Source organism: Streptococcus sp. SC1, assembly GCF_030272855.1.
GTDB lineage: Bacteria > Bacillota > Bacilli > Lactobacillales > Streptococcaceae > Streptococcus.
Map to the genome: position 1 here is coordinate 346,365 of NZ_JAQCMU010000002.1, position 19,382 is coordinate 365,746.

Sequence of the window (19,382 nt, forward strand, 5' to 3'; positions counted from 1 at the left end):
CATATTACTCCTTATAAGCAAATTTTGTGAGAATGAGCGTCGTGAAAACCAAAGTATGAAAGGCACGATTTTTTCTGTAACCATACTTTCGAATCCGTCGCAGTCGCTCTGCAAAAGGGGCTTCCATGATTGTTACAAAATTTTCAATAATTTCTCTATTTTCAGTTGTCAGAGGTTGACTGAGAAGGTTGTGAGCTTGAGTCTGACTGTCTTTTATCAATTTCCAATATTTATCAAATAGACGGCTAGGATGAAGCCAGTTCTTCATCCGCTTGCGTAAAGTCCGGGCTCCTAACACATTATTGGAATGTTGGCGGTAGAGTTCACCTGGCTGATCTAGATAAACTAGTTGCCCAAAGGCCGAAGCCAACAAGCCAAGATACCAATCGTGCATAAGCAGTTCATGCTCCTCCTGCCCTGTCCACAAATCAGCCAGAGCGCGGTTGATCATCGAAACGCCACCTGTCACCGTATTTTCCGTCAATTCTTGAATCAATTCTGTATTGGCATGGTCAGACTGCGTCCAAATCATACTTTCGTGAACAACATTTAGCTCCTGATCCACCACTTTTAAATCCATATAAACCAACAAAGGTACGGAAGCATCATAGTTTTCTGCTGCCGCCAACTGAATCGCTAACTTATCTGGCAACCAGACATCATCCTGATCGCTAAAAAAGTAAACATCCGAATCCTGATACTTAAGCAAGCTATGAAAACTCTTAATGACACCCAAATTTTGAGTTTCTTCTGGATTTATAAAGAAGATCCGGTCGTCCTGTTGGCAAAAATCCTCAATAATCGCTCGCGTCCCATCACTAGAGCCGTCATCTCGAATCAAGAGCTGCCAGTCCCTATAGGTTTGGGCTTGAATACTTTCAATCTGTTCTGCCAGAAACTGCTCCCCATTATAGGTAGACAGAAGAATAGTCACTTTCATGATAAAAATAGCTCCTCGTATTCACCTACAATTTTTTCCCAGGTGTAGTTTTCTTTCATATTTTCTCTAGCCGCCTGACCTAGCTCAGAAAAGTCTATCTGGCCATCCAATCGGTTAATCAGCTGAGCCAACTGCCCCTCTTCTTTTTGCCAATAAAGAGCGGCTTCTTTGGCTACTTGATGGTTGAAGTCCACATCCAGCACCAGATTGGCATCTGTCTGAGCCAGTGCTTCCAGAAGCCCAGGATTAGTTCCACCGACTTCGTGTCCATGCAAGTAGGCAAAAGCTTGATTGCGGATATATTTGAGCAGTTCCTGATCATAAACAGTCCCGACAAACTTAATCCGAGAATCCTTATCAAAACCCGTTTTTTGCTTAAGCTCTTCATAATAAGGATTTCCCTCATGATTGCAAATAATCAGCAAGTCACGTTGGGTTTTGGATTTTATAAATTCCCGAATGATGGTCTCGTAGTTGTTTTCTGGCACAAAACGCCCAACAATCAAATAATATTCCTTTTCTCTGCTCTGCCATTTCTCAAAAAAATCACGCGCGCGAGCATCCTGAGAGTCAAGAGAAGATAGCTGGAGGTCTGTTCCATAAGCAATGAAAACTGTCTTAGACCAAGGATAGGATTCTTTTATATAACTTTCAATGCCTTGGTTGTCCGCAATGACCAGATCAGCATGCTTGGTCATAACCTTCTCAGAATATTTAAGATAGGCTTGAACTGGCTTAGGCCACTTGGCCCGCTTCCATTCCAGACCATCCGGATTGATAAAGAAAGTCCCGCCTGCTTTATGAATTTTATGAGCAAAAGGTGCCATAAATGCCCCAATCGTATTGCCTAAAATATAAAAAATTGGACGCTCAATCTGCTGCTCTTGCACTAACTTTAAAGAATAATTGATGGACATCATATCATAGGCGATCACCCGAGCCGGCCCAAATTTAGGAACCTTAATGGTGAAGCAATCCACTCCCTTGTAATCAAAATGATGAAAAACTTCATCATCCGACAAACAAGCTACATGATACTGGATTTGGGAAGAAACCTTATTTTCTACTAATTTTTCAACAAAGGTTTCAAATCCGCCATATTTAGCAGGAAGTCCGCGACTCCCGATGATGAAGACATGTCTCATGCTTTTCCTCAATTCAAAGATTTACAATCTAGTCTATTATATCATTTTCTTGGTGATTTGTGGGATACAGAGAAAAAAGTCGAACAAATCATAATATTGCCTAAGCAAAATTATCGTTTGATTCGACTTTTATAGCATCTGTAGTAGACTACTATCACTTAAAAGTATTCTTTAATTTTTTAAAAAACTTATTTTTCTCTTTACTTTGTTCAAGAGAGTACTTATTGGTGAAGCGGAAGGACGCGGTTCAAATAAAAATTTTATATGTCGCAAAGAATGTCCACTATTTGTATCCGAATAAGCGATTGCCTCTAATATGTCATGATAAACACTGGAAACCTTGTAAAGATTCTTTACTCTTTCCATGTTATCTAAAGAGCGCTTCTTCAAGTATTCGAAATCCTCTAAACATTGCTGGATTTGATTTGTTAATTCATCTACATTTCCCGTAGGATAGAGTTGACCCTCCTCGAACATTTCATAAGCTGATAGATGGCCAGGATTATCTGATAGGATAGTTGGCAGGCCATTCATAATGGATTCTATATAGACTAGGCCAAAGGTCTCCATAGCGGATGGAAAAACTGCCACATCGGTCGTTGTTGCCTCAGCCCAAGGATTATCGCGATATCCTAAAAACTGGACACCTTCTAGCTGATGTTCAGCTATATAGGAGTCACACTTATTCTTATATTCATCGTCCCAAGCCCCAATAAAGACTAGTTCTGGTCTTGGCTGAGGGAGTTGTGCATAAGCTTGAAGGAGTTCTAGTTGATTTTTTCTCTCTGTCAGACGACCAACTGACAGGATACGACACTCAGTCCCAGCAAGTTTTTGATCCTTTTCCACTTTAATCTCAGTAAAAGGGGCAAAGGAACGAATTTTTCTATGAGGGAGAAGCTGGGCTAGTCTTTTTTGCAGAGAACCTGTCACCGCAAAAATCTCCTGAGAATATTCATTTACAAAATCAATTTTCTCTCTATAATAACCAAATTCTCCCTCGGGAAATTCATGAATCAGCCAGAAATGCGGAATATCCTCACAAGCTGCTGCCACCGCTCCTTGAAACATATTAACTGTATTTGTAATGACCAAGTCAATATGGCTATCTACCATTAACTTTCTCAGCGCAGCAATATTTTCTTGGTAAGAATTTACCCTCTCTTCATGAGTTCCAGGAAGACCACCTGGTGCATCCTCCCACCACCATTTAACCGATGGCAGAGCAATGGTTCTAATTCCTTCTTTTGCAAGAGTAGAAATATAGTCTTGCTGGACTTGGACATGATAATCTGGTATCGCATTGATAACGTGATAGCCATCTTGAACCAAATACTTCATCAGATGGAAAATAGAAATCTCTGCCCCATTATCCAAGGTTCCAGTCGGCGAAATGAATAAAATATTTTTCTTCATAGCTTATCCTTACCAATTCCAATAGAATGGAATCATTAAATAGATTGAAATTAAAAAGTTAGCTGACAAAGTGCCTATAAGCAAGTTTTTAACGGTCCGCTCCTGAATCTCCAGCTTGCCCATATTCGCAAGTACAGGTAAGAATAGAATTAGGAAAGGCGTGAAATAGCGGCCCTGAGTTCCAACGGATATCTGAGCACCTTTTCCTAAAACAATTGGAGTCCACTCTAGGTACATGATAGTGACAACAGCAATGACCTGCAAAAGGAAAAGATACGCAGAGACAGTTGCATAGGACTTCGTCATAAAATCCTTCTTGGACTGCAAGAAAATGATAGTCAGTACCGCTACATCAAGAAAGATTAGCCACAGGGGCAACTGAATGGTGAAATTACCCAGAAATCCAAAGAGACCAATAGTCAATATGGTATTGAGGTCACCGTTCATGCGCTGTTTAAACAAAGTGTTGAGCAGAACCCTACTGTAGTGGAAAATCCCTCCTTGATGGCGGACAACCAGATGCAAGGCTAATAAAACTGCGACAAGAGCCAAACTGTAAAAAACATAACGATGACGACCGATAAATGCCTTGGTCGCAAGAAAAGGCTTGTTCAAAACAGATAAGAATCCTTCCATTTCAAAATCAATAAATGGAAGTAAGCCTAGCAATAAGACATTGTTCAGTTTGGTTGCAAAGAGTCCAACGGATATGGCCAAAAGCTGGATGACATTTTTATTGGTAAATTTCTTACTAGAAGCAATATTAGTGAAAAAACCAATAACCAGCATAATCTCCAAATAGTTCATGACATCATAGGAGAGAGAAGCTGCCTGCTGAACCATAATTGGCAGAAGTGAAATGAAAAAGAGAGCCTTCTTGCCATACTTAAAATACTTAATCAGGAAGTAAACACCCAGAATATAGGCTAGGCCGTTAAAAAATCGCCCCATCATGATAATAACTCCCACTGATGGATAGATAAACGATCCCAAGGTCATGCCAATTAGCTGCGGTAAAAAGGAAAGTGTCTTGAGATTGATCCCAAAAGTAGACTCTTCCTGAGATAAATCCAATTTTTCCGTAAAAAGCTTATTGTACTCTCTTGGAGAAACATGCGGTTCCGAAGAAATATTTTCCATCCAATTGTAGGTTTTCTCTGTCGGTTTATGGAAAATCCCCCAAGTCATGCGGGCGTGATTCATTTCATCTGGAACACGATTGATCGGTTGAACCACCATAAATGTCAAGACAAAGACCGTCGCCAAGATCAAAAAGATATTTTCTATTTTTATCGTTTTACTTCTTTTCAAAATCATTCACCATGTCATCTTTACTATCTAAACTGCAGTTTTCAAGAACAAAATTATAGGCATTTTCTGCTAATTCCTGACGTAGGTCAGACGAAAGAATCAAACTCTCTAACTTTTCTTTCCACTCCCCGTCTTTAGCCAAAAGTCCAGTCTCCCCATCTTTCACCATATCAGAGAAGGCCCCAATGTGACTAGCAACTGTAGGAACTTTTACTAAGGCAGCCTCCATCCATTTGATTTCAGATTTAGCCCGGTTAAAGACCGAGTCAACCAGTGGAGCTAGATTGATATCGACCTGACTGATTAGCTGAGGTAAATCCTTCCAGTCAACATAGTCATGTACAACAATCCGCTGTTGATACGGCTTCATATCCTCTGGAATATCCAAATGTCCAACGATATGAAGCTCCACATTTTTGTAAACTTCAAGCAAATATTGGATGGCTGACTTTATCAATTCAAAATTTTCATTGTGACTGATTGAACCTGAAAAATAGCCAATCTTGACTTTTGAATCTTGCTGACTATAATCTTTGATAAAGTGAGAACTGATTTCAATCAAGTCACTGGAAGCTCGATTTCTGTTCAACAATACCTTATCTTTATATTTGAGCAGCTCTTCCTTCAGTTGGAAAGTCGAAGTAATCGCTCCATCACAGGCAGCTAGCATCTTGCCATAATTTTTGACACCCGCATCATAGTTGCCCTTGTCCTTTTCTGACAAGCCTTGAGTATAGCTCAGCTGATCTGTATAAACTGTATCAAAAACCAAATCATCAATATCAAAATAAACTGGTTTTTTATCTCTTTTAGCTGTATCGCACAAGAATTGGAGTTGATAAGACCATGGAGCACGATAGATGATAATATGACTTGCATATCGAGCCTGAGAAATCTCAAATTCTGATACATTTACCACTTTGACCATGAAGCCGTTTTTTCGCAACTGTTCTGCTTTGTTCAGCACTCGGTAACGTGTACATTGCGGAATGATGTTTTCAACCCCATCTATAATCAAGATATACTGTTCTCTGGAGACTGATTTGAATTTTTGTACAATGTTTTCCAATATTTCAACTGGATAATCTGTTTCCATTTGTACATAATTAAGCAAATCAGGTATTTCCGTTCGTCTTTCCAGCCCCTGCCAACGGAATTGTTGCGCATTATAATTTTGTAATGAGGTGTACTTAACCAAAGGACTACCAGCCCTGAGCATTCTCAAAGGATGAATATACATAGCACTGTCTTTGTTTTCAGACACCAAAGCATCATATCGATAACCCAAATCCGCAAAATACTTAGTAAAAGTTGTTTCGTGTTTCCCAATAGCCTTATCACGCGAATCCGTATCGGTTAGGTTATTCCAATAGTCGAAAAACTCCTCTGATCGAAGCAATAAAGGCTCAATGACAAGAAAATAGGATTGCAGATGTTCTGGAATATAGCCATATTGATTGAAATTCGTGGCATCTTCTTGTACTTCACCAAAGGAAATTCCCCAGAAATCAAGGTTTCTCTCCGCCATTGTTTGGAAGACCTCATTCAAATCTCGCATTGGACCAATATTTGTATCATTGACTAGCAAGAGTTGAGAAGAAGTTTGCAGCTTTTCCTTACCAATGGTTAAAATACCTTCCCTAAATGCCGCAGCATCATAACCTGTATTATCTCTTACCAGAACTTGGCCATACTGTTCCAAAGTAGATAAATCCTCTGATTTCAATCCTCCATTTACTACAATCAATGTTTCATCTACTAAAGCTGCTAATTTCTCTAAAAATAGAACCTTGTAGCGCTGAAGATTCTCTTCTGCCTCAAAAATGACGTAGATCAGGCACTTCTTGCCAGTCACTTGTTGAAATTGCTTTCGCTGAGAATTCCGTAAAACTCGATAATAATAGGTTTTTGGCGATTTGATATTTCTTTTTATGGTAATGCACTGACGCTTCATTTGAGATAGGACAGTTCGGATATTCCGTGGATTTTTGACAATCTGCCCTACCTGCTTAATTGGAGTGACGATAGCATTCCCAACGCGATATGAGAGTGAGTTACGTAATTCATCAATGTCATCCTGATATTGATAAATCAATTCACTATCACGTTCCCAGTTTTCCTTTAGCTCATGAATATAATCGGATACCTGATTCATATGCTGAATTAAATCATTCAGTCTGCTATCTAGAGTGTAGATATTTGCAGACAAAGCTTGATAAACTTCATCTGGTATCTGTTTCATATACTTACGCAGGATTTTTAGATAAATTTCATAGTGATAACGAGTAGAATCTCGTTTAGAGATTGACTCTTTGTCAAAGACCCGATAATTCAGCTTTGTATTTGCATCATAAACAGGTTTCGCGCCTTGATTGATAATTAAGTTTAAAAGAAAATCATAGTCTTCCAGTTTTTCACGATTCAGCGCTTCATCATAATAAATACCATCAGCAATTGAGCGTCGAATGAGAGAACAGTTAGAAATAAAATTCTCCGTTAAGAAAGCTAGCTTGTCAAATGGCCGTGATTTAAGGTAAACTTCCTTTTTATCAGGATCATACAAATCACCATAGACAATATCTGCCTCCTCTTGCACCATGCTTGTGTAGAAGCTTTCAATATAGTCTGAATCCAGAAAATCGTCACTATCCACAAAAATAAAATAAGTGCCTTGAATTTGCTGCAAAGCCTTGTTTCTTGTCTTAACAACCCCCATATTTTCATGGCTTTCAAACCGCGTCGGAAAAGGGGAATCCGCCGAGACAGCCTCTATGATTTCAGCAGAATGATCAGAGGAGCCATCATCCAATACCAACAACTCAATATTTCGATAGGTCTGGGCAAAAATACTGCGCAAACACTGTTCAATGTAATCTTGATGGTTGTAACAAGTTACAACAACAGATATTAAATCTTTCATATAACTTCCTTGTAAATAACTATATTAATTTGAGTTGGCATCTTGACTCTTCTTATATGCTTTGTTTATTAGATTAGCCACCCACTTAGGCCAGAAAAGCTGATACATGAACAAATCTTCTTTAGTCCGAGTATTATCTGAAATGGTCTTGGTTGTTTCAGATTCTCCATGAATCCGGTGGCACATGAGTTTCTCAGAAATATAAGCAAATCGACCCTTATAGGCACTAATCTTGTACCAAGCGTACCAATCCAGACTCACGCGCATTTCCTCATCAAATCGAAAATCCCTTAATGCCTCTAAATTGTAAGTCACAGCTGGACAGGAAATGGGATTGCCAAAAGCCAGCACCCGATTTCTCCAAAAACGACTGGATGGCATCATATTCAAGGTTTTAAGCATGAGAGTTTTGATTTTCAGATTGGTATTAGCTGGAATTTTGACTCCATTTTTCTCTTCAAAGTAGTCTGTATAGGCAATGAGAATATCCTTAGACTGCTCTATCTTCTGCATCACTGCTTCTAGATAAGTAGGCTCATAGTAGTCATCCTGGTGGGCAATGGTAGCATAAGAAGTCTCAACAAAGGAAAGGGCATTATTCCAGTCCTTACCGATACCGCCTCCTTCTTTCGTATAAAAAGGAATACCGTGCTTCTGGCACAGCTGCTTGATTGAATCCAACGGTGTTGAGCTATAGCAGATAATCTTTGATGGCAAGGTTTGAGCTTGCAAAGACAGGATACAAGCTTCTAAAAATTCACTTTCGCCATAGGCGCAAATCACCCAGGTATGGTTATTTTTCATCTTTTTCACTCTCTAACTTGGACATTCTTTGCTTCATGATGGACAGTTCTTGCACCAACTGCTTGATTTGCTCCTTTTGCTTGGAAATGGAAATAGTATGTAAAAAAACAATAATCAATAGGAAAAAGATAGCCAAAGACATCACAAAGTTTGATGTCAGCTCAAAGCCCAACAATTTGGCAATAGAAACTGGAATCCGATCAAAAACAGAGATAATAATCAGCACGAAGCCAATAACAATCCACATAAAGGCTTGCTCAAATAAAATATTGTTTTGATTGATATTCCGAAAGACGAAATACAGGAATAAAATTGAAGCCACTAGCATAACAATAGACAAAATGGACATTATTCACTCTCTTTCATAAAAGCAGCAATCAAGATCGAAGAGCAAACTTCAATCATATAGCGAATGGACTTAATCGGAGTAATCGAAGAGACTCCTCCTGCACGTTCAAACATATTGGCTGGTTCTTCCACCACTTTATATTTCCGCTTCAAGATATGGACGATTGATTCTGGTTCAGGGTACTTGATAGGATAGCGCGCAGCGAATTGTCGAATAATGTCTCGATTGGCCAAACGATAGCCTGATGTAGTATCCAGAATCCTTTTACCAGTTGTTAATTTAATAAAGGCTGAGATAATAGTAATGCCAAATCGCCGCATAAAAGTCGTCTGAAATTCTGAAGACTTGTCACCAATAAAACGAGAACCAACAACCAAATCCGCCTGCTGACGACGAATAGGCTCCAGCAAAGCATCCAGTGACTCAATATCATGCTGACCATCTCCATCAAACTGTACGGCCACATCATAATTCTCCTCAAATGCATACTTATAGCCGGTCTGAACAGCTCCGCCAATCCCTAAATTCATAACCAAATGAATGGCATTCAGATGATGGCTATCCAAAATATCCTTGGTTCTATCAACTGACCCATCATTGATAACTACGTAGTCTAAGTCAAAATCAACTTTCTTCCGATATTCTACAATGCTCATAACCGTATTTAAAATACTTTCTTCCTCATTATAAGCAGGAATTATCATTAAAACTTTCATTAATTTAATCTATTCTTTCTATAACATGTCATCACATTATTTTTTGTTTTTCTGCAACTGTTTTTTTCTATATTTCATAAAGCTCGGAATTAGGGAATTGATAATCTTATATCTTAGCATTGGAAAAGGCTTCATAACAATATTAAAGATTCTAAAACAAACAAAATACAGCTGCCAACCTTCTTCCATTGGTGTATCCTTCCATGGAGTTTTGTGTAGATAATAGAGGTACTCCTTTTTAAATCTATGTGTATTCCCCTTCCGCCAAGGTCTCTCTTCACCTAGATAGTGAATAATTGTAGGTGCTTTCCGAAAATGATTAAAATCTTCCTGAGACATAAACTTAGTTGGCTTACTTAATTCACTCAACGTTTTATAAGGATAGACATCATAAATATTAAAATAATTAAAGGAAATTGGCAAGGTAAAAATTTGCTCTTTCAAGGCTCCATTTAAGGCATCTTGGTCTGGTGCGAATAGCTTCCCTTCATGAAATTGATAAAATTCTATGACCTTTTTACCAATCTCTTCCCTACGCCATTTTTTTAGATCGATCAATAGGACACCCGAATTATGATAGGGATGCTCTTTCAAAGCTAGAAATTCCTTTCTTGACTTATCGACAGTTGGTTCAGGACACATACCTATTACCTTATCTCCTAAGTCGCTATAAAACAATGAACCTAAATCTTCTAGAACTAGTGTATCTCCATCGAGATATAAGATCCTATCAACTTCTTGTGGAAGAAGCTTATCTAAAAAAAGACGTGCTAAAATAATTGAAGACCAACCGTTTGTATCAAAATCAAAGTCAATATAGTCTGCGATATTATTTATAGAAATAATACAAACTTTTCTATCGTAACTTTTAGCGAATTCTTTTAATTTATTTTGATTCTCTTGGCTTATCCTCTCGCCAATTAAATATACTGTAATATTCTCAGCAGATTTATTATTCTCAAATAGAGAACACATACAGGTTGCAACTTGAGGTACAAACGCATCATTTAATGTAAATAAGATATTCATAGAATCCTACTTCTTTCTTTTTTCCTGATTTTTAACAACGCCATAAATAATCAGACTTGTTGCATAAAAGACGCACATGGAGATTAAAAAGGAATTAGCAGCTCCGAGCAATTTTTGGTCACGGATAAATGGTAAGGTAATAGATTTTGAAACAGCAAATGTCAATAAATAGGCTATCATCAGATAATGCTGTTTTCTAAAGATGGTCATAATGATATCAACTACTAGAGCAAAAACATTCAAAATGCCACCTATAAGTAGTATAGTGAAAGGAAGCTTATACTCCTGTAATCGGATACCATAAACAGCTCCAAGCACTTCTGTACCAATCAGATAACCCAAAACAACAATAACAACTCCTAAAACAGTCATTACTAGATATAGCGTATTGACCTGTTTGAAAAATAGTGTAAATTTCTTCTCGTTCCAATAAATAGAAAGCTGTGTGGTCAACGGTCTCAGGACGAAGAATAAAAGGGATAGGACAAAGACAGGCATGAATAGAACATTAAAGTCTCTTTGAACCCCAGATGAAAAATAGCCATTTGTCAAAAGGTAATCAATATCAATTTTTGGCTCGTTATAGATATACGTTATCAAAAATCCATTTAAAAACAAGGGAAAACTATTTTTTAAAATAGAATACACATTTTTTCTGTCATCATGGAGTTTAGGCGAAAACTTTTCCTGAGAAAAATGTAATCTACAGTTTCTGAAATCTAAGGGGAAGGTCAGAATGAAATTCGCACAGCAAATAACAATACTAGCTACCATCAATGATTTTGTAAACAACAGGACTATTGCAAATAGTAACATGCAAATCCAGCTCCTATAGAATTGCACCTTTCCAGCCAAGTCTGATCTATTTTTTTGCTGAAATAATCCTTGAAAAACATCTGAATACGCATCTATAGCCCGATAAAGAACAAGCAATAAAATAATACTAGATTTATAAACATCATACCCTTGCCATAGAGTATAGATAAACGATGTAAAAATCATCAAAAAGACCGTAAAAAGTCTCGTGTTATGATAAGAAGCAAATTGGTATCTTTCTTTTACATCCGTAGATTGCAGATTTCTAACTTGAAAATAACCTAAAACAAAGAATTGCTGCCCAAGAGCATAAGCAATACTAAATATATCAGAATCTCTTGAATCTAGAAATCTAGAAGCAAGTAGAAGCAAGACGACTGATATCAACGATGATGAGACTGTCCCCAGCATGTTCCATATATAATTGCTCTTAACTGACGGTAGTGAAATTTCTGATTTCTGGGACATTCTGTCTTCTCCAATTATGTTCTAGTTCTTATTATACTATACTTTCCATGAAATGTGAAAAGCCACTGTTAAATAGCCATCAAAAAAGGACTCAACGGTCCTTTTGATAGATATCAGTGTTTTTTATCCTGCTTGTAAAACTCTTTCAAAGCATCCTGCCAAGTTGGAATGACAAAGCCTGTAGCCTTAGCCTTAGCCAAACTCATAGTTGAGTTGAAAGGCCGTTTAGCCTTGGCTGGGAACTTGCTAGAATCAACCGGCTGGACTTCCACATCCGTATCTTTGAGAATTTCCACGGCAAAGTCATACCAAGTTGTGTCCTCTGCTGCATCATTAGATAGATGGTAATAACCAAATTCCTTTTGATTTTCAGCTAGATAGGTCATAAATTCAGCCAGCGTACGAGTCCATGTCGGACGGCCATGCTGGTCATTGACTACAGTCAGAGTTTTGTGCGTCTTGGCAAGATTTTGCATGGTAAAGACAAAGTTTTTACCGTAGTTGCCAAAGACCCAGGCAGTACGGATAATATAGAAACGGCTGGAATATTTCTCAACCAGCTCCTCACCCATGCGCTTGGTACGGCCATACTCTGTCTGCGGATCCGGCCGGTCATCTACTTCCCATTCCTCTCCGACAGGCTTTTGTCCGTCAAAGACATAGTCTGTTGAGATGTAGACCAAGGTTGCTCCGTGTGCTTCTGCTGCTTTTGCAACATTTTCGGTCCCTGTCACATTGATGGCATAGTCCAGCTCTTTTCCTTCGTCCTCAGCCGCATCAACTGCAGTATAGGCTGCGCAGTGATAAACCAAGCTTGGCTTGACTTCCGCAAAGACCTTGTCCACCATTTGGGCATTGGTAATATCCATTTCCGCCACATCAACAGCCACATACTCCTCATTGCGCTCATCCAAAAGATAGCGAAGCTCTGTACCCAGCTGTCCATTCGCACCTGTAATTAAAATCATTTGTCTTTCCTTTCAGATCATAAAAATTCGATGAATTTATTATACCAAAAAAAGCAGAAAAAATCTGCTTGATCGAATCCCTATCGGAAAATATACTTAATAGTATAATCTAGAGAACATCCTCTTGCCGCTTTTGATATTCTGTATATAAGTGATACAACAATCTGCAAGTAATAATGAATAGACTTATCATCAGAGGCAAAAAAGTTCGAGTGCTTGATGCATAGAGAGTGGGAGATAATGAAATGACCATGCGGCCAATAAAGCCAATTACAAACAAATAGGTCAGCCATATCTTTTCTTTACAGTCAGAAACTACAAGCCATAAAGCGTAAAGAATCATTAATAGCAGCAAGCCATAAAAAGCTACCGCGCTCATATACGTGATATTAAAAGAAAATGTCCCTGATTCTCTGGCTGCTTTACTGATACCTGTTAAGGTACCAAAAATAGTATTCCAGCCCATTTTTTGTGAAAAAATATTGAACATAACAAAACCGCTCAGAGCTATGGCCGTTACATTTTTCTTATGAAGAGCATAAACAAAGAGCACAAGCAAGAAGACCATCACAAAGGCAAAGGACGTGGAAAGCAGATTATCTCCTGTCTCCAGAAAGCCAAGCCCAATCTTTTGGAAGATATTCAAGTTAGGAAAGTTTGGGAACCAACTGACAATGTTCTTTTCCAAACGCAGAGCATTCCCCGGAGACAGCTTGGCTGATAAGATTCCTAAAGCGCTTAGTGCCAAATAGCATAGATTACCCAGTAAAGGGGTTTTATCTTTCTTCGCAAGGACAGTTTCAAACAGAAGCCATAAAAAAGCATAGACTGCTAATTGTTCCTGCATGATAGCAACTAAAAAGCACAAAAGGCTAGCCATATTAATCCAAATATTTTTAGATTCTCTGCAAAAAAGTGCGAAAAGCAACAAGGAAGCAGGGAAAATGTAATTAACATAGGTCGGAATAGAACCCGCACTTAAAAATTCCGTCGCTGGAAGGAATATAAAAATAAGTAAAGCTGGCAGCCAAGGCAAGGAGGGAGTCAGCTTCCTTAAAGCATAGACCAAAAGCAGAGTTGCCAGAAAGGCTGCTGCTATAAACAGCTTTTCGTGAACGGAAAATAATAAGGTGGCTGATTCAATGAGTAATCTACTGCTCCAAGTGAAATAACGATCAATCCCAAAGAATAAATAATTGTAATGAAATTCCTTAGCATATTCTAAAAATGCTGTTTGGTCTCCTACTGGGGTGATTTTATTATTGATGTAAAACTGTATCGTATAAATAAACGAAGACAAGCATAAGACAATATTAATTTTTTTATTTTTCACAATCTCTCCTCAGCTAAATAAGAGTCACTTAAGCTCAAAAACTCTCTCAAAGACTCACTTACTCTTCTCCTTAATCACATAAACAGGGCGTTTCTTTGTTTCCATGAAGATTTTGCCAATGTATTTGCCTAGGATACCGATGGTCAGTAGCTGGAAGCCACCGATGAGTAAAATGACGGTCATAAGGGATGGCCAGCCAGATGTCGGATCACCAAAAACCAAGGTACGGATAATAATTACCGCCATTAGGATAAAGGCTAAAATCCAAGACAGGATACCTCCTAAAAAGGCGATGTTGAGCGGTGCATCAGAGAAATTGACGATACCTTCCAAAGAATAGTTGAAAAGAGACCAGAAATTCCAAGAGGTCTTGCCAGCCACTCGTTCGACATTTTTATATTCCAAGTATTCGGTATTGAAACCGACCCAGGCAAAAATTCCCTTAGAGAAGCGATTGTACTCTGAAACTTCCAGAATAGCGTCTACCATCTGACGGCGCATCAGTCGGAAGTCACGCGCACCATCTACCATCTCGACTTGGCTAATCTTGTTAATCAGCTTGTAAAACAAATTGGCAAAAAAGCTTCGAATTGGCGGCTCTCCCTCGCGAGTAGTCCGACGGGTTCCTACGCAGTCTAGCTCGGGATTCATGTCCAGCATTGCCTTCATCTCAATCAGAAGCTCGGGCGGATCCTGCAAATCTACATCCATGACCGTCACTAAATCTCCACTCGCCTCTTGTAAACCAGCGTAAAGCGCTGCTTCTTTTCCAAAATTACGAGAAAAGGACAGATAGTGCACAACTGGACAGCGACTGCTGAGCTCACGTAAAACAGTCAAGGTCCGATCAGTCGATCCGTCATTGACAAAAATATATTCAAACTGGTCACGGATTTGATATTTCACCGCTTCCATAGCTTCATGAAACAAAGGAATAGACTCTTCTTCATTGAAGCACGGAACAATCACTGAAATTGTCACTTTGATTACCTGCTATTTTTTAATATCTTTCATTATAACAAAAAACTAGGCGAAAACCTAGTTTTAATCTTATTTGCTTAGTCTAGAGACCTTAAAATTTAAATAGTTTCCAAAGCTATTCTCAAATCCTCTATCAAGTCATCCACATTTTCCAAGCCGATAGAGAGTCGGATTTGATTTGGTGTGATGCCTGCTGCCAGTTGAGCCTCTGGCGACATCTGACCATGAGTCGTCGTAGCTGGATGGACGACCAGGGACTTAGCATCTGCTACATTTGCCAAGTCGGAGAAAATCTCTAGGCTGTCAATAACCTTTCGAGCTTCTTTCTCCCCACCTTTGACATTAAAGGTGAAGATAGAGCCCACGCCTTTAGGGAAATATTTTTCTGCCAGAGCATGATAAGGACTGTCAGCAAGCTTGGGATAATTGACCTGCTCGACCTTAGAATGCCCTGCTAAGAATTCCACAATCTTCTCGGCATTGGACACATGGCGTTCTACACGCAAAGAGAGAGTTTCCAACCCCTGCAGGAAGAGAAAAGCATTGAAGGGAGACATGGATGCGCCTGTATCGCGCAAGAGCTGGGTCCGGACAGCAGTAACAAAGGCTGCTGCTCCGACATCACGTGTATAACTGATATCATGATAGCTCGGGTCCGGGTCCACAAACTGCGGAAACTTGCCAGAAGCTTCCCAGTCAAAACGACCGCTGTCCACAATCACACCTCCAATGCTGGTTCCATGACCGCCGATAAACTTGGTCGCAGAATGCACCGCGATGTCCACACCATGAGAAAAGACATTGATCAGATAAGGCGTGGCAAAGGTATTGTCGGAAATCAGCGGAATTTTATGAGCATGAACCAGCTCTGCCAAAGCATCAAAGTCAGGGATATTAATCAGCGGATTGCCCAAACTTTCAATCAAAACCAACTTGGTATTGTCCTGAATGGCCGCTTCTACTTCAGCCAGATTTTCAATATCAACAAAAGTCGTGGTAATGCCATAGCGAGGGAGGGTTTCCTTAAGCAGATTAAAGGTGCCACCGTAGATGGTAGAGGCTGCTACTACATGGTCGCCAGCATGCGCCAAGGCTAGAATAGTGTAGGTAACAGCTGCCATACCAGAAGCTGTTGCTAGAGCTCCAACCCCACCTTCCAAAGCCGCAATCCGCTCCTCAAAAGCAGACAGGGTCGGATTGGCAATCCGAGTGTAGATATTGCCCGGTTTGCGTAGGGCAAAAAGATCTTCTCCCTCCTGAGTATCGTCAAACACATAGGAAGTTGTCTGGTAAATAGGCAGAGCCCGTGACTTGGTTGTCGGGTCAACTGTCTGTCCGGCATGAAGCTGCAAAGTTTCAAATTTGAATTCACGTGTCATAAGGTCACCTCACTATAGTTATGTGATAAGTCTACCACTAAACGCCCCGCTTGACTAATAGAATTTCCTTATCAAAAGAAATAAAGAGAAGCTATATCTTATAGCTTCTCAGATATAATCTCAAAAGTCGCTTGATTGCTGGGCCAATACAACTGCGATGAAACTTTGTCTAAAGCCACCCACTGAGCATCTACATGCTCATCAGAAATCTGGATTGCCTTCTGTTCAGTTAGAACTAGAAAGAGATTTTTGTGGATGGACAGATTTTCATCAATCTTTACCGTAAAATCTCCAAGACTAATCAGATTTGAACAATCTAAGAGCAAGCCGGTCTCTTCCTTTATTTCACGAAGACAGGCTTCTTCTGGACTCTCACCACTCTCAATCCCACCAGTAATGGGCTGCCAAAAGGAAACTGTTTCATTCTCCACTTTCAAGAGCAAGATTTCCCGATCCTCTGGACGATAGATCCAGGCTTCAATCGACTGCCTAATCATGATTTTTTCTCAATCGGTGCTATGCTAGCCAGCACTTTCTTCAGACCGACTTCTGGGAAACTAATCTTGAGCTCTTGACTGTTGCCGCTGCCAGATACTGCCAAAACTGTTCCATCGCCCCATTTCTTATGGTGAGCAATATCTCCGATAGCCCAAGCAACTTCTGGCTTAGATGGCTGGCTCTGACTGCTCTTTCCAAAAGGCAGGCTGTTTGTAGAAATCGAACTAGGTGCCGCCTGACGCTTCCTCTCCTGCAAGGCTTGAGCCAGACTCATGCCCTGACCGAATTTGCTAGTATCGCTGTTGGTATAACTAACCTTAAAGGAGCTGTTGGCTGGTCGAGCCAGTCCCTGATAGTTTAGCAAGTCTGAACTGATTTCTCTCAAGAAACGGGTCGGCTGATTGTAGTTAGTCCGACCATAAAGCAGGCGAGAATTAGCATTGGTCAGATAGAGAATCCTCTCAGCTCGGGTGATGCCGACATAGGCCAGACGGCGCTCCTCTTCCAGCTCATCCTCATCTTCAGATGCTCGGCTCAGAGGGAAGACATTTTCCTCCATACCAACCAGAAAAACGACTGGAAATTCCAATCCCTTGGCTGCATGGAGGGTCATCAGAGTCACTTCGGAACTCTCCATATCTTCATCATCTGTGTCTGCAATCAAGGCCAAGTCATTAAGAAAACGGCTGAGCTTATCCAGACCAGTCTCATCAGCAGGATTATCTGGATTTTCATCAAAGTTCTTGGTTACAGACAGGAATTCTTCGATATTTTCAATCCGAGCTTGGCTCTCCAAGGTTGCCTGAGCTGCCAAAGCTGCTGAGTAACCTGTTTTTTTCAAAACAAGCTCGACTAGTTCAGTCACGCTATAGTCATCCAAACGATCCCGCAAGTCGAGTATCAGATTGGCAAACTCATAGACTGCTTGAGCCGCCTTGCCCTTGACTGGTGATAGCATGATATTAGCTGACGCCTCTAGCAAAGAGATTTCTTGACTAGCCGCAAAATCCCGAATTTTCTCCACCGTTCCCGGCCCGACACCACGTTTGGGCTCATTTACCACGCGCTCATAGCTAATATTGTCGCTAGGATTGGCGATGAGATTGAGATAAGAAATAACATCACGGATTTCTTTACGGCTGTAGAACTTAGTGCCGCCCACCATAGTATAAGGAATATTGGCCTTGAGTAGGGCTTCTTCCACCGTCCGTGACTGGGCATTGGTCCTATAAAGGACTGCAAAATCCTTATGACTGTAGCCTTCTCGGCTCAGCTGATCAATAGTTCGGGCGACAAAGAGAGCCTCGTCCTGCTCGTCATTAGCCCGATAGTAGACAATTTCCTCACCGTCTTCGTTTTGAGTCCAGAGATTTTTCGGACGGCGATTGCGATTGTTTCGGATGACTTCATTAGCTGCCTGAAGGATGGTTTTAGTCGAGCGATAATTTTCCTCAAGCAGGACTACCTTAGCTTCTGGATAATCCTTTTCAAAGTCCAGGATATTCTGCATATCGGCTCCCCGCCAGCCATAGATAGACTGGTCCGCATCTCCGACCACACAGATATTCTTAAAGCGGGAAGCCAAGAGCTTGACCAGCTGGTACTGGGCGTGGTTGGTATCTTGATACTCGTCCACATGGATGTACTGGTAACGTTGCTGGTAGTAGGTTAGGACGTCAGGATTTTGGTCAAAAAGGCTCAAAGTCAGCATAATCAAATCGTCAAAATCCATGGCCTCTGACTGACGCAATTCCTTTTGATAGGCCGTGTAGCACTTGGCTACAATCTCTGTGTACATATCACCAGCCATATTTGCATAGGCCACCTCATCAATCAGGTCGTTCTTGGCATTGGAAATGGTCCCTAGAATGGCGCGCTCATTCCACTTTTTAGGATCCAGATTGAGATTTTTGAGAATCCGTTTCATCAAAGTTCGCTGCTCACCCGGATCAACAATGGTGAAGTTGCGGTTGTAGCCAATATGATCAGCTTCTCGTCGCAAAATACGTACACACATGGAGTGGAAGGTGGCGATTAAGCAATCTTGGGTGGCTGGATTGAGTGCTGCTGCTCGTTCCTTCATCTCCCGCGCTGCCTTATTGGTAAAGGTAATGGCTAGGATATTCCAAGGATTGACCATCTTCTCATCAATCAAATAGGCGATGCGGTGAGTCAAGACACGAGTCTTTCCTGAACCAGCCCCCGCCATAATCAACAAGGGGCCTTCTGTCGTCTGGACCGCTTCGGCCTGACGGTCATTCATACCGTTTAATAAGGGATTCATCTTCTATCCTTTCAATATAACATCA

16 protein-coding genes are annotated in these 19,382 nt (G+C 40.3%); all 16 read right to left on the bottom strand.

Annotated elements, in window-relative coordinates; genetic code table 11:
* Positions 1-4: 4 nt before the first annotated feature.
* Complete coding sequence (locus PAN94_RS04590; RefSeq protein ID WP_285874850.1) at positions 5-940, bottom strand: glycosyltransferase family 2 protein; 936 nt, start codon at positions 938-940, stop codon at positions 5-7.
* A complete protein-coding gene (gene cps2T / locus PAN94_RS04595; RefSeq protein WP_285874851.1) occupies positions 937-2,085 on the bottom strand; it encodes a beta 1-4 rhamnosyltransferase Cps2T in 1,149 nt (382 codons plus the stop codon). The genes PAN94_RS04590 and cps2T overlap by 4 nt, the downstream gene beginning before the upstream one ends.
* A 171-nt stretch (positions 2,086-2,256) precedes the next feature.
* Positions 2,257-3,501 (bottom strand): glycosyltransferase family 4 protein, encoded by a 1,245-nt coding sequence (locus tag PAN94_RS04600; RefSeq protein ID WP_285874852.1) that lies wholly within the window; start codon positions 3,499-3,501, stop codon positions 2,257-2,259.
* 9 nt (positions 3,502-3,510) lie between these two features.
* A complete protein-coding gene (locus tag PAN94_RS04605) occupies positions 3,511-4,812 on the bottom strand; it encodes a DUF2142 domain-containing protein (protein ID WP_285874853.1) in 1,302 nt (433 codons plus the stop codon).
* Positions 4,799-7,732, bottom strand: coding sequence for a rhamnan synthesis F family protein (locus PAN94_RS04610; protein ID WP_285874855.1), 2,934 nt, complete (start codon positions 7,730-7,732; stop codon positions 4,799-4,801). The genes PAN94_RS04605 and PAN94_RS04610 overlap by 14 nt, the downstream gene beginning before the upstream one ends.
* A 24-nt stretch (positions 7,733-7,756) precedes the next feature.
* Positions 7,757-8,536 (bottom strand): glycosyltransferase family 2 protein, encoded by a 780-nt coding sequence (locus tag PAN94_RS04615; protein ID WP_285874856.1) that lies wholly within the window; start codon positions 8,534-8,536, stop codon positions 7,757-7,759.
* A complete protein-coding gene (locus PAN94_RS04620) occupies positions 8,526-8,885 on the bottom strand; it encodes a DUF2304 domain-containing protein (protein WP_285874857.1) in 360 nt (119 codons plus the stop codon). The genes PAN94_RS04615 and PAN94_RS04620 overlap by 11 nt, the downstream gene beginning before the upstream one ends.
* Positions 8,885-9,601, bottom strand: coding sequence for a glycosyltransferase family 2 protein (locus PAN94_RS04625; protein WP_285874859.1), 717 nt, complete (start codon positions 9,599-9,601; stop codon positions 8,885-8,887). Before PAN94_RS04625 ends, PAN94_RS04620 begins: the two co-directional genes overlap by 1 nt.
* A 36-nt stretch (positions 9,602-9,637) precedes the next feature.
* Positions 9,638-10,630: a glycosyltransferase family 8 protein gene (locus tag PAN94_RS04630; RefSeq protein WP_285874860.1), complete on the bottom strand. Its 993-nt coding sequence runs from the start codon at positions 10,628-10,630 to the stop codon at positions 9,638-9,640.
* A 6-nt stretch (positions 10,631-10,636) separates the two neighbouring features.
* Positions 10,637-11,914, bottom strand: coding sequence for a lipopolysaccharide biosynthesis protein (locus tag PAN94_RS04635; RefSeq protein WP_285874862.1), 1,278 nt, complete (start codon positions 11,912-11,914; stop codon positions 10,637-10,639).
* Between the two features lie 113 nt (positions 11,915-12,027).
* On the bottom strand, positions 12,028-12,882 hold the full coding sequence (gene rfbD / locus PAN94_RS04640; RefSeq protein WP_285874864.1) for a dTDP-4-dehydrorhamnose reductase: 855 nt from the start codon (positions 12,880-12,882) through the stop codon (positions 12,028-12,030).
* A 109-nt stretch (positions 12,883-12,991) separates the two neighbouring features.
* On the bottom strand, positions 12,992-14,215 hold the full coding sequence (locus tag PAN94_RS04645; RefSeq protein WP_285874868.1) for a beta-carotene 15,15'-monooxygenase: 1,224 nt from the start codon (positions 14,213-14,215) through the stop codon (positions 12,992-12,994).
* Between the two features lie 54 nt (positions 14,216-14,269).
* The gene (locus PAN94_RS04650; RefSeq protein WP_285874869.1) at positions 14,270-15,196 is read right to left on the bottom strand and encodes a glycosyltransferase family 2 protein; all 927 of its coding nucleotides are present in this window, start codon (positions 15,194-15,196) and stop codon (positions 14,270-14,272) included.
* A 98-nt stretch (positions 15,197-15,294) separates the two neighbouring features.
* Positions 15,295-16,575, bottom strand: coding sequence for an O-acetylhomoserine aminocarboxypropyltransferase/cysteine synthase family protein (locus tag PAN94_RS04655; protein ID WP_285874870.1), 1,281 nt, complete (start codon positions 16,573-16,575; stop codon positions 15,295-15,297).
* Positions 16,576-16,673: 98 nt separating this feature from the next.
* Positions 16,674-17,072: an NUDIX hydrolase gene (locus PAN94_RS04660; protein WP_285874872.1), complete on the bottom strand. Its 399-nt coding sequence runs from the start codon at positions 17,070-17,072 to the stop codon at positions 16,674-16,676.
* Positions 17,069-19,357 (bottom strand): DNA helicase PcrA, encoded by a 2,289-nt coding sequence (pcrA, locus tag PAN94_RS04665; RefSeq protein ID WP_285874873.1) that lies wholly within the window; start codon positions 19,355-19,357, stop codon positions 17,069-17,071. Before pcrA ends, PAN94_RS04660 begins: the two co-directional genes overlap by 4 nt.
* Between the last annotated feature and the right edge of the window lie 25 nt (positions 19,358-19,382).

Coding starts and splice junctions, on each gene's coding strand:
- PAN94_RS04590 (WP_285874850.1), bottom strand. CDS start 940: ATGAAAGTGACTATTCTTCTGTCTACCTATAATGGGGAGCAGTTTCTG.
- cps2T (WP_285874851.1), bottom strand. CDS start 2,085: ATGAGACATGTCTTCATCATCGGGAGTCGCGGACTTCCTGCTAAATAT.
- PAN94_RS04600 (WP_285874852.1), bottom strand. CDS start 3,501: ATGAAGAAAAATATTTTATTCATTTCGCCGACTGGAACCTTGGATAAT.
- PAN94_RS04610 (WP_285874855.1), bottom strand. CDS start 7,732: ATGAAAGATTTAATATCTGTTGTTGTAACTTGTTACAACCATCAAGAT.
- PAN94_RS04615 (WP_285874856.1), bottom strand. CDS start 8,536: ATGAAAAATAACCATACCTGGGTGATTTGCGCCTATGGCGAAAGTGAA.
- PAN94_RS04620 (WP_285874857.1), bottom strand. CDS start 8,885: ATGTCCATTTTGTCTATTGTTATGCTAGTGGCTTCAATTTTATTCCTG.
- PAN94_RS04625 (WP_285874859.1), bottom strand. CDS start 9,601: ATGAAAGTTTTAATGATAATTCCTGCTTATAATGAGGAAGAAAGTATT.
- PAN94_RS04630 (WP_285874860.1), bottom strand. CDS start 10,630: ATGAATATCTTATTTACATTAAATGATGCGTTTGTACCTCAAGTTGCA.
- PAN94_RS04635 (WP_285874862.1), bottom strand. CDS start 11,914: ATGTCCCAGAAATCAGAAATTTCACTACCGTCAGTTAAGAGCAATTAT.
- rfbD (WP_285874864.1), bottom strand. CDS start 12,882: ATGATTTTAATTACAGGTGCGAATGGACAGCTGGGTACAGAGCTTCGC.
- PAN94_RS04655 (WP_285874870.1), bottom strand. CDS start 16,575: ATGACACGTGAATTCAAATTTGAAACTTTGCAGCTTCATGCCGGACAG.
- PAN94_RS04660 (WP_285874872.1), bottom strand. CDS start 17,072: ATGATTAGGCAGTCGATTGAAGCCTGGATCTATCGTCCAGAGGATCGG.
- pcrA (WP_285874873.1), bottom strand. CDS start 19,357: ATGAATCCCTTATTAAACGGTATGAATGACCGTCAGGCCGAAGCGGTC.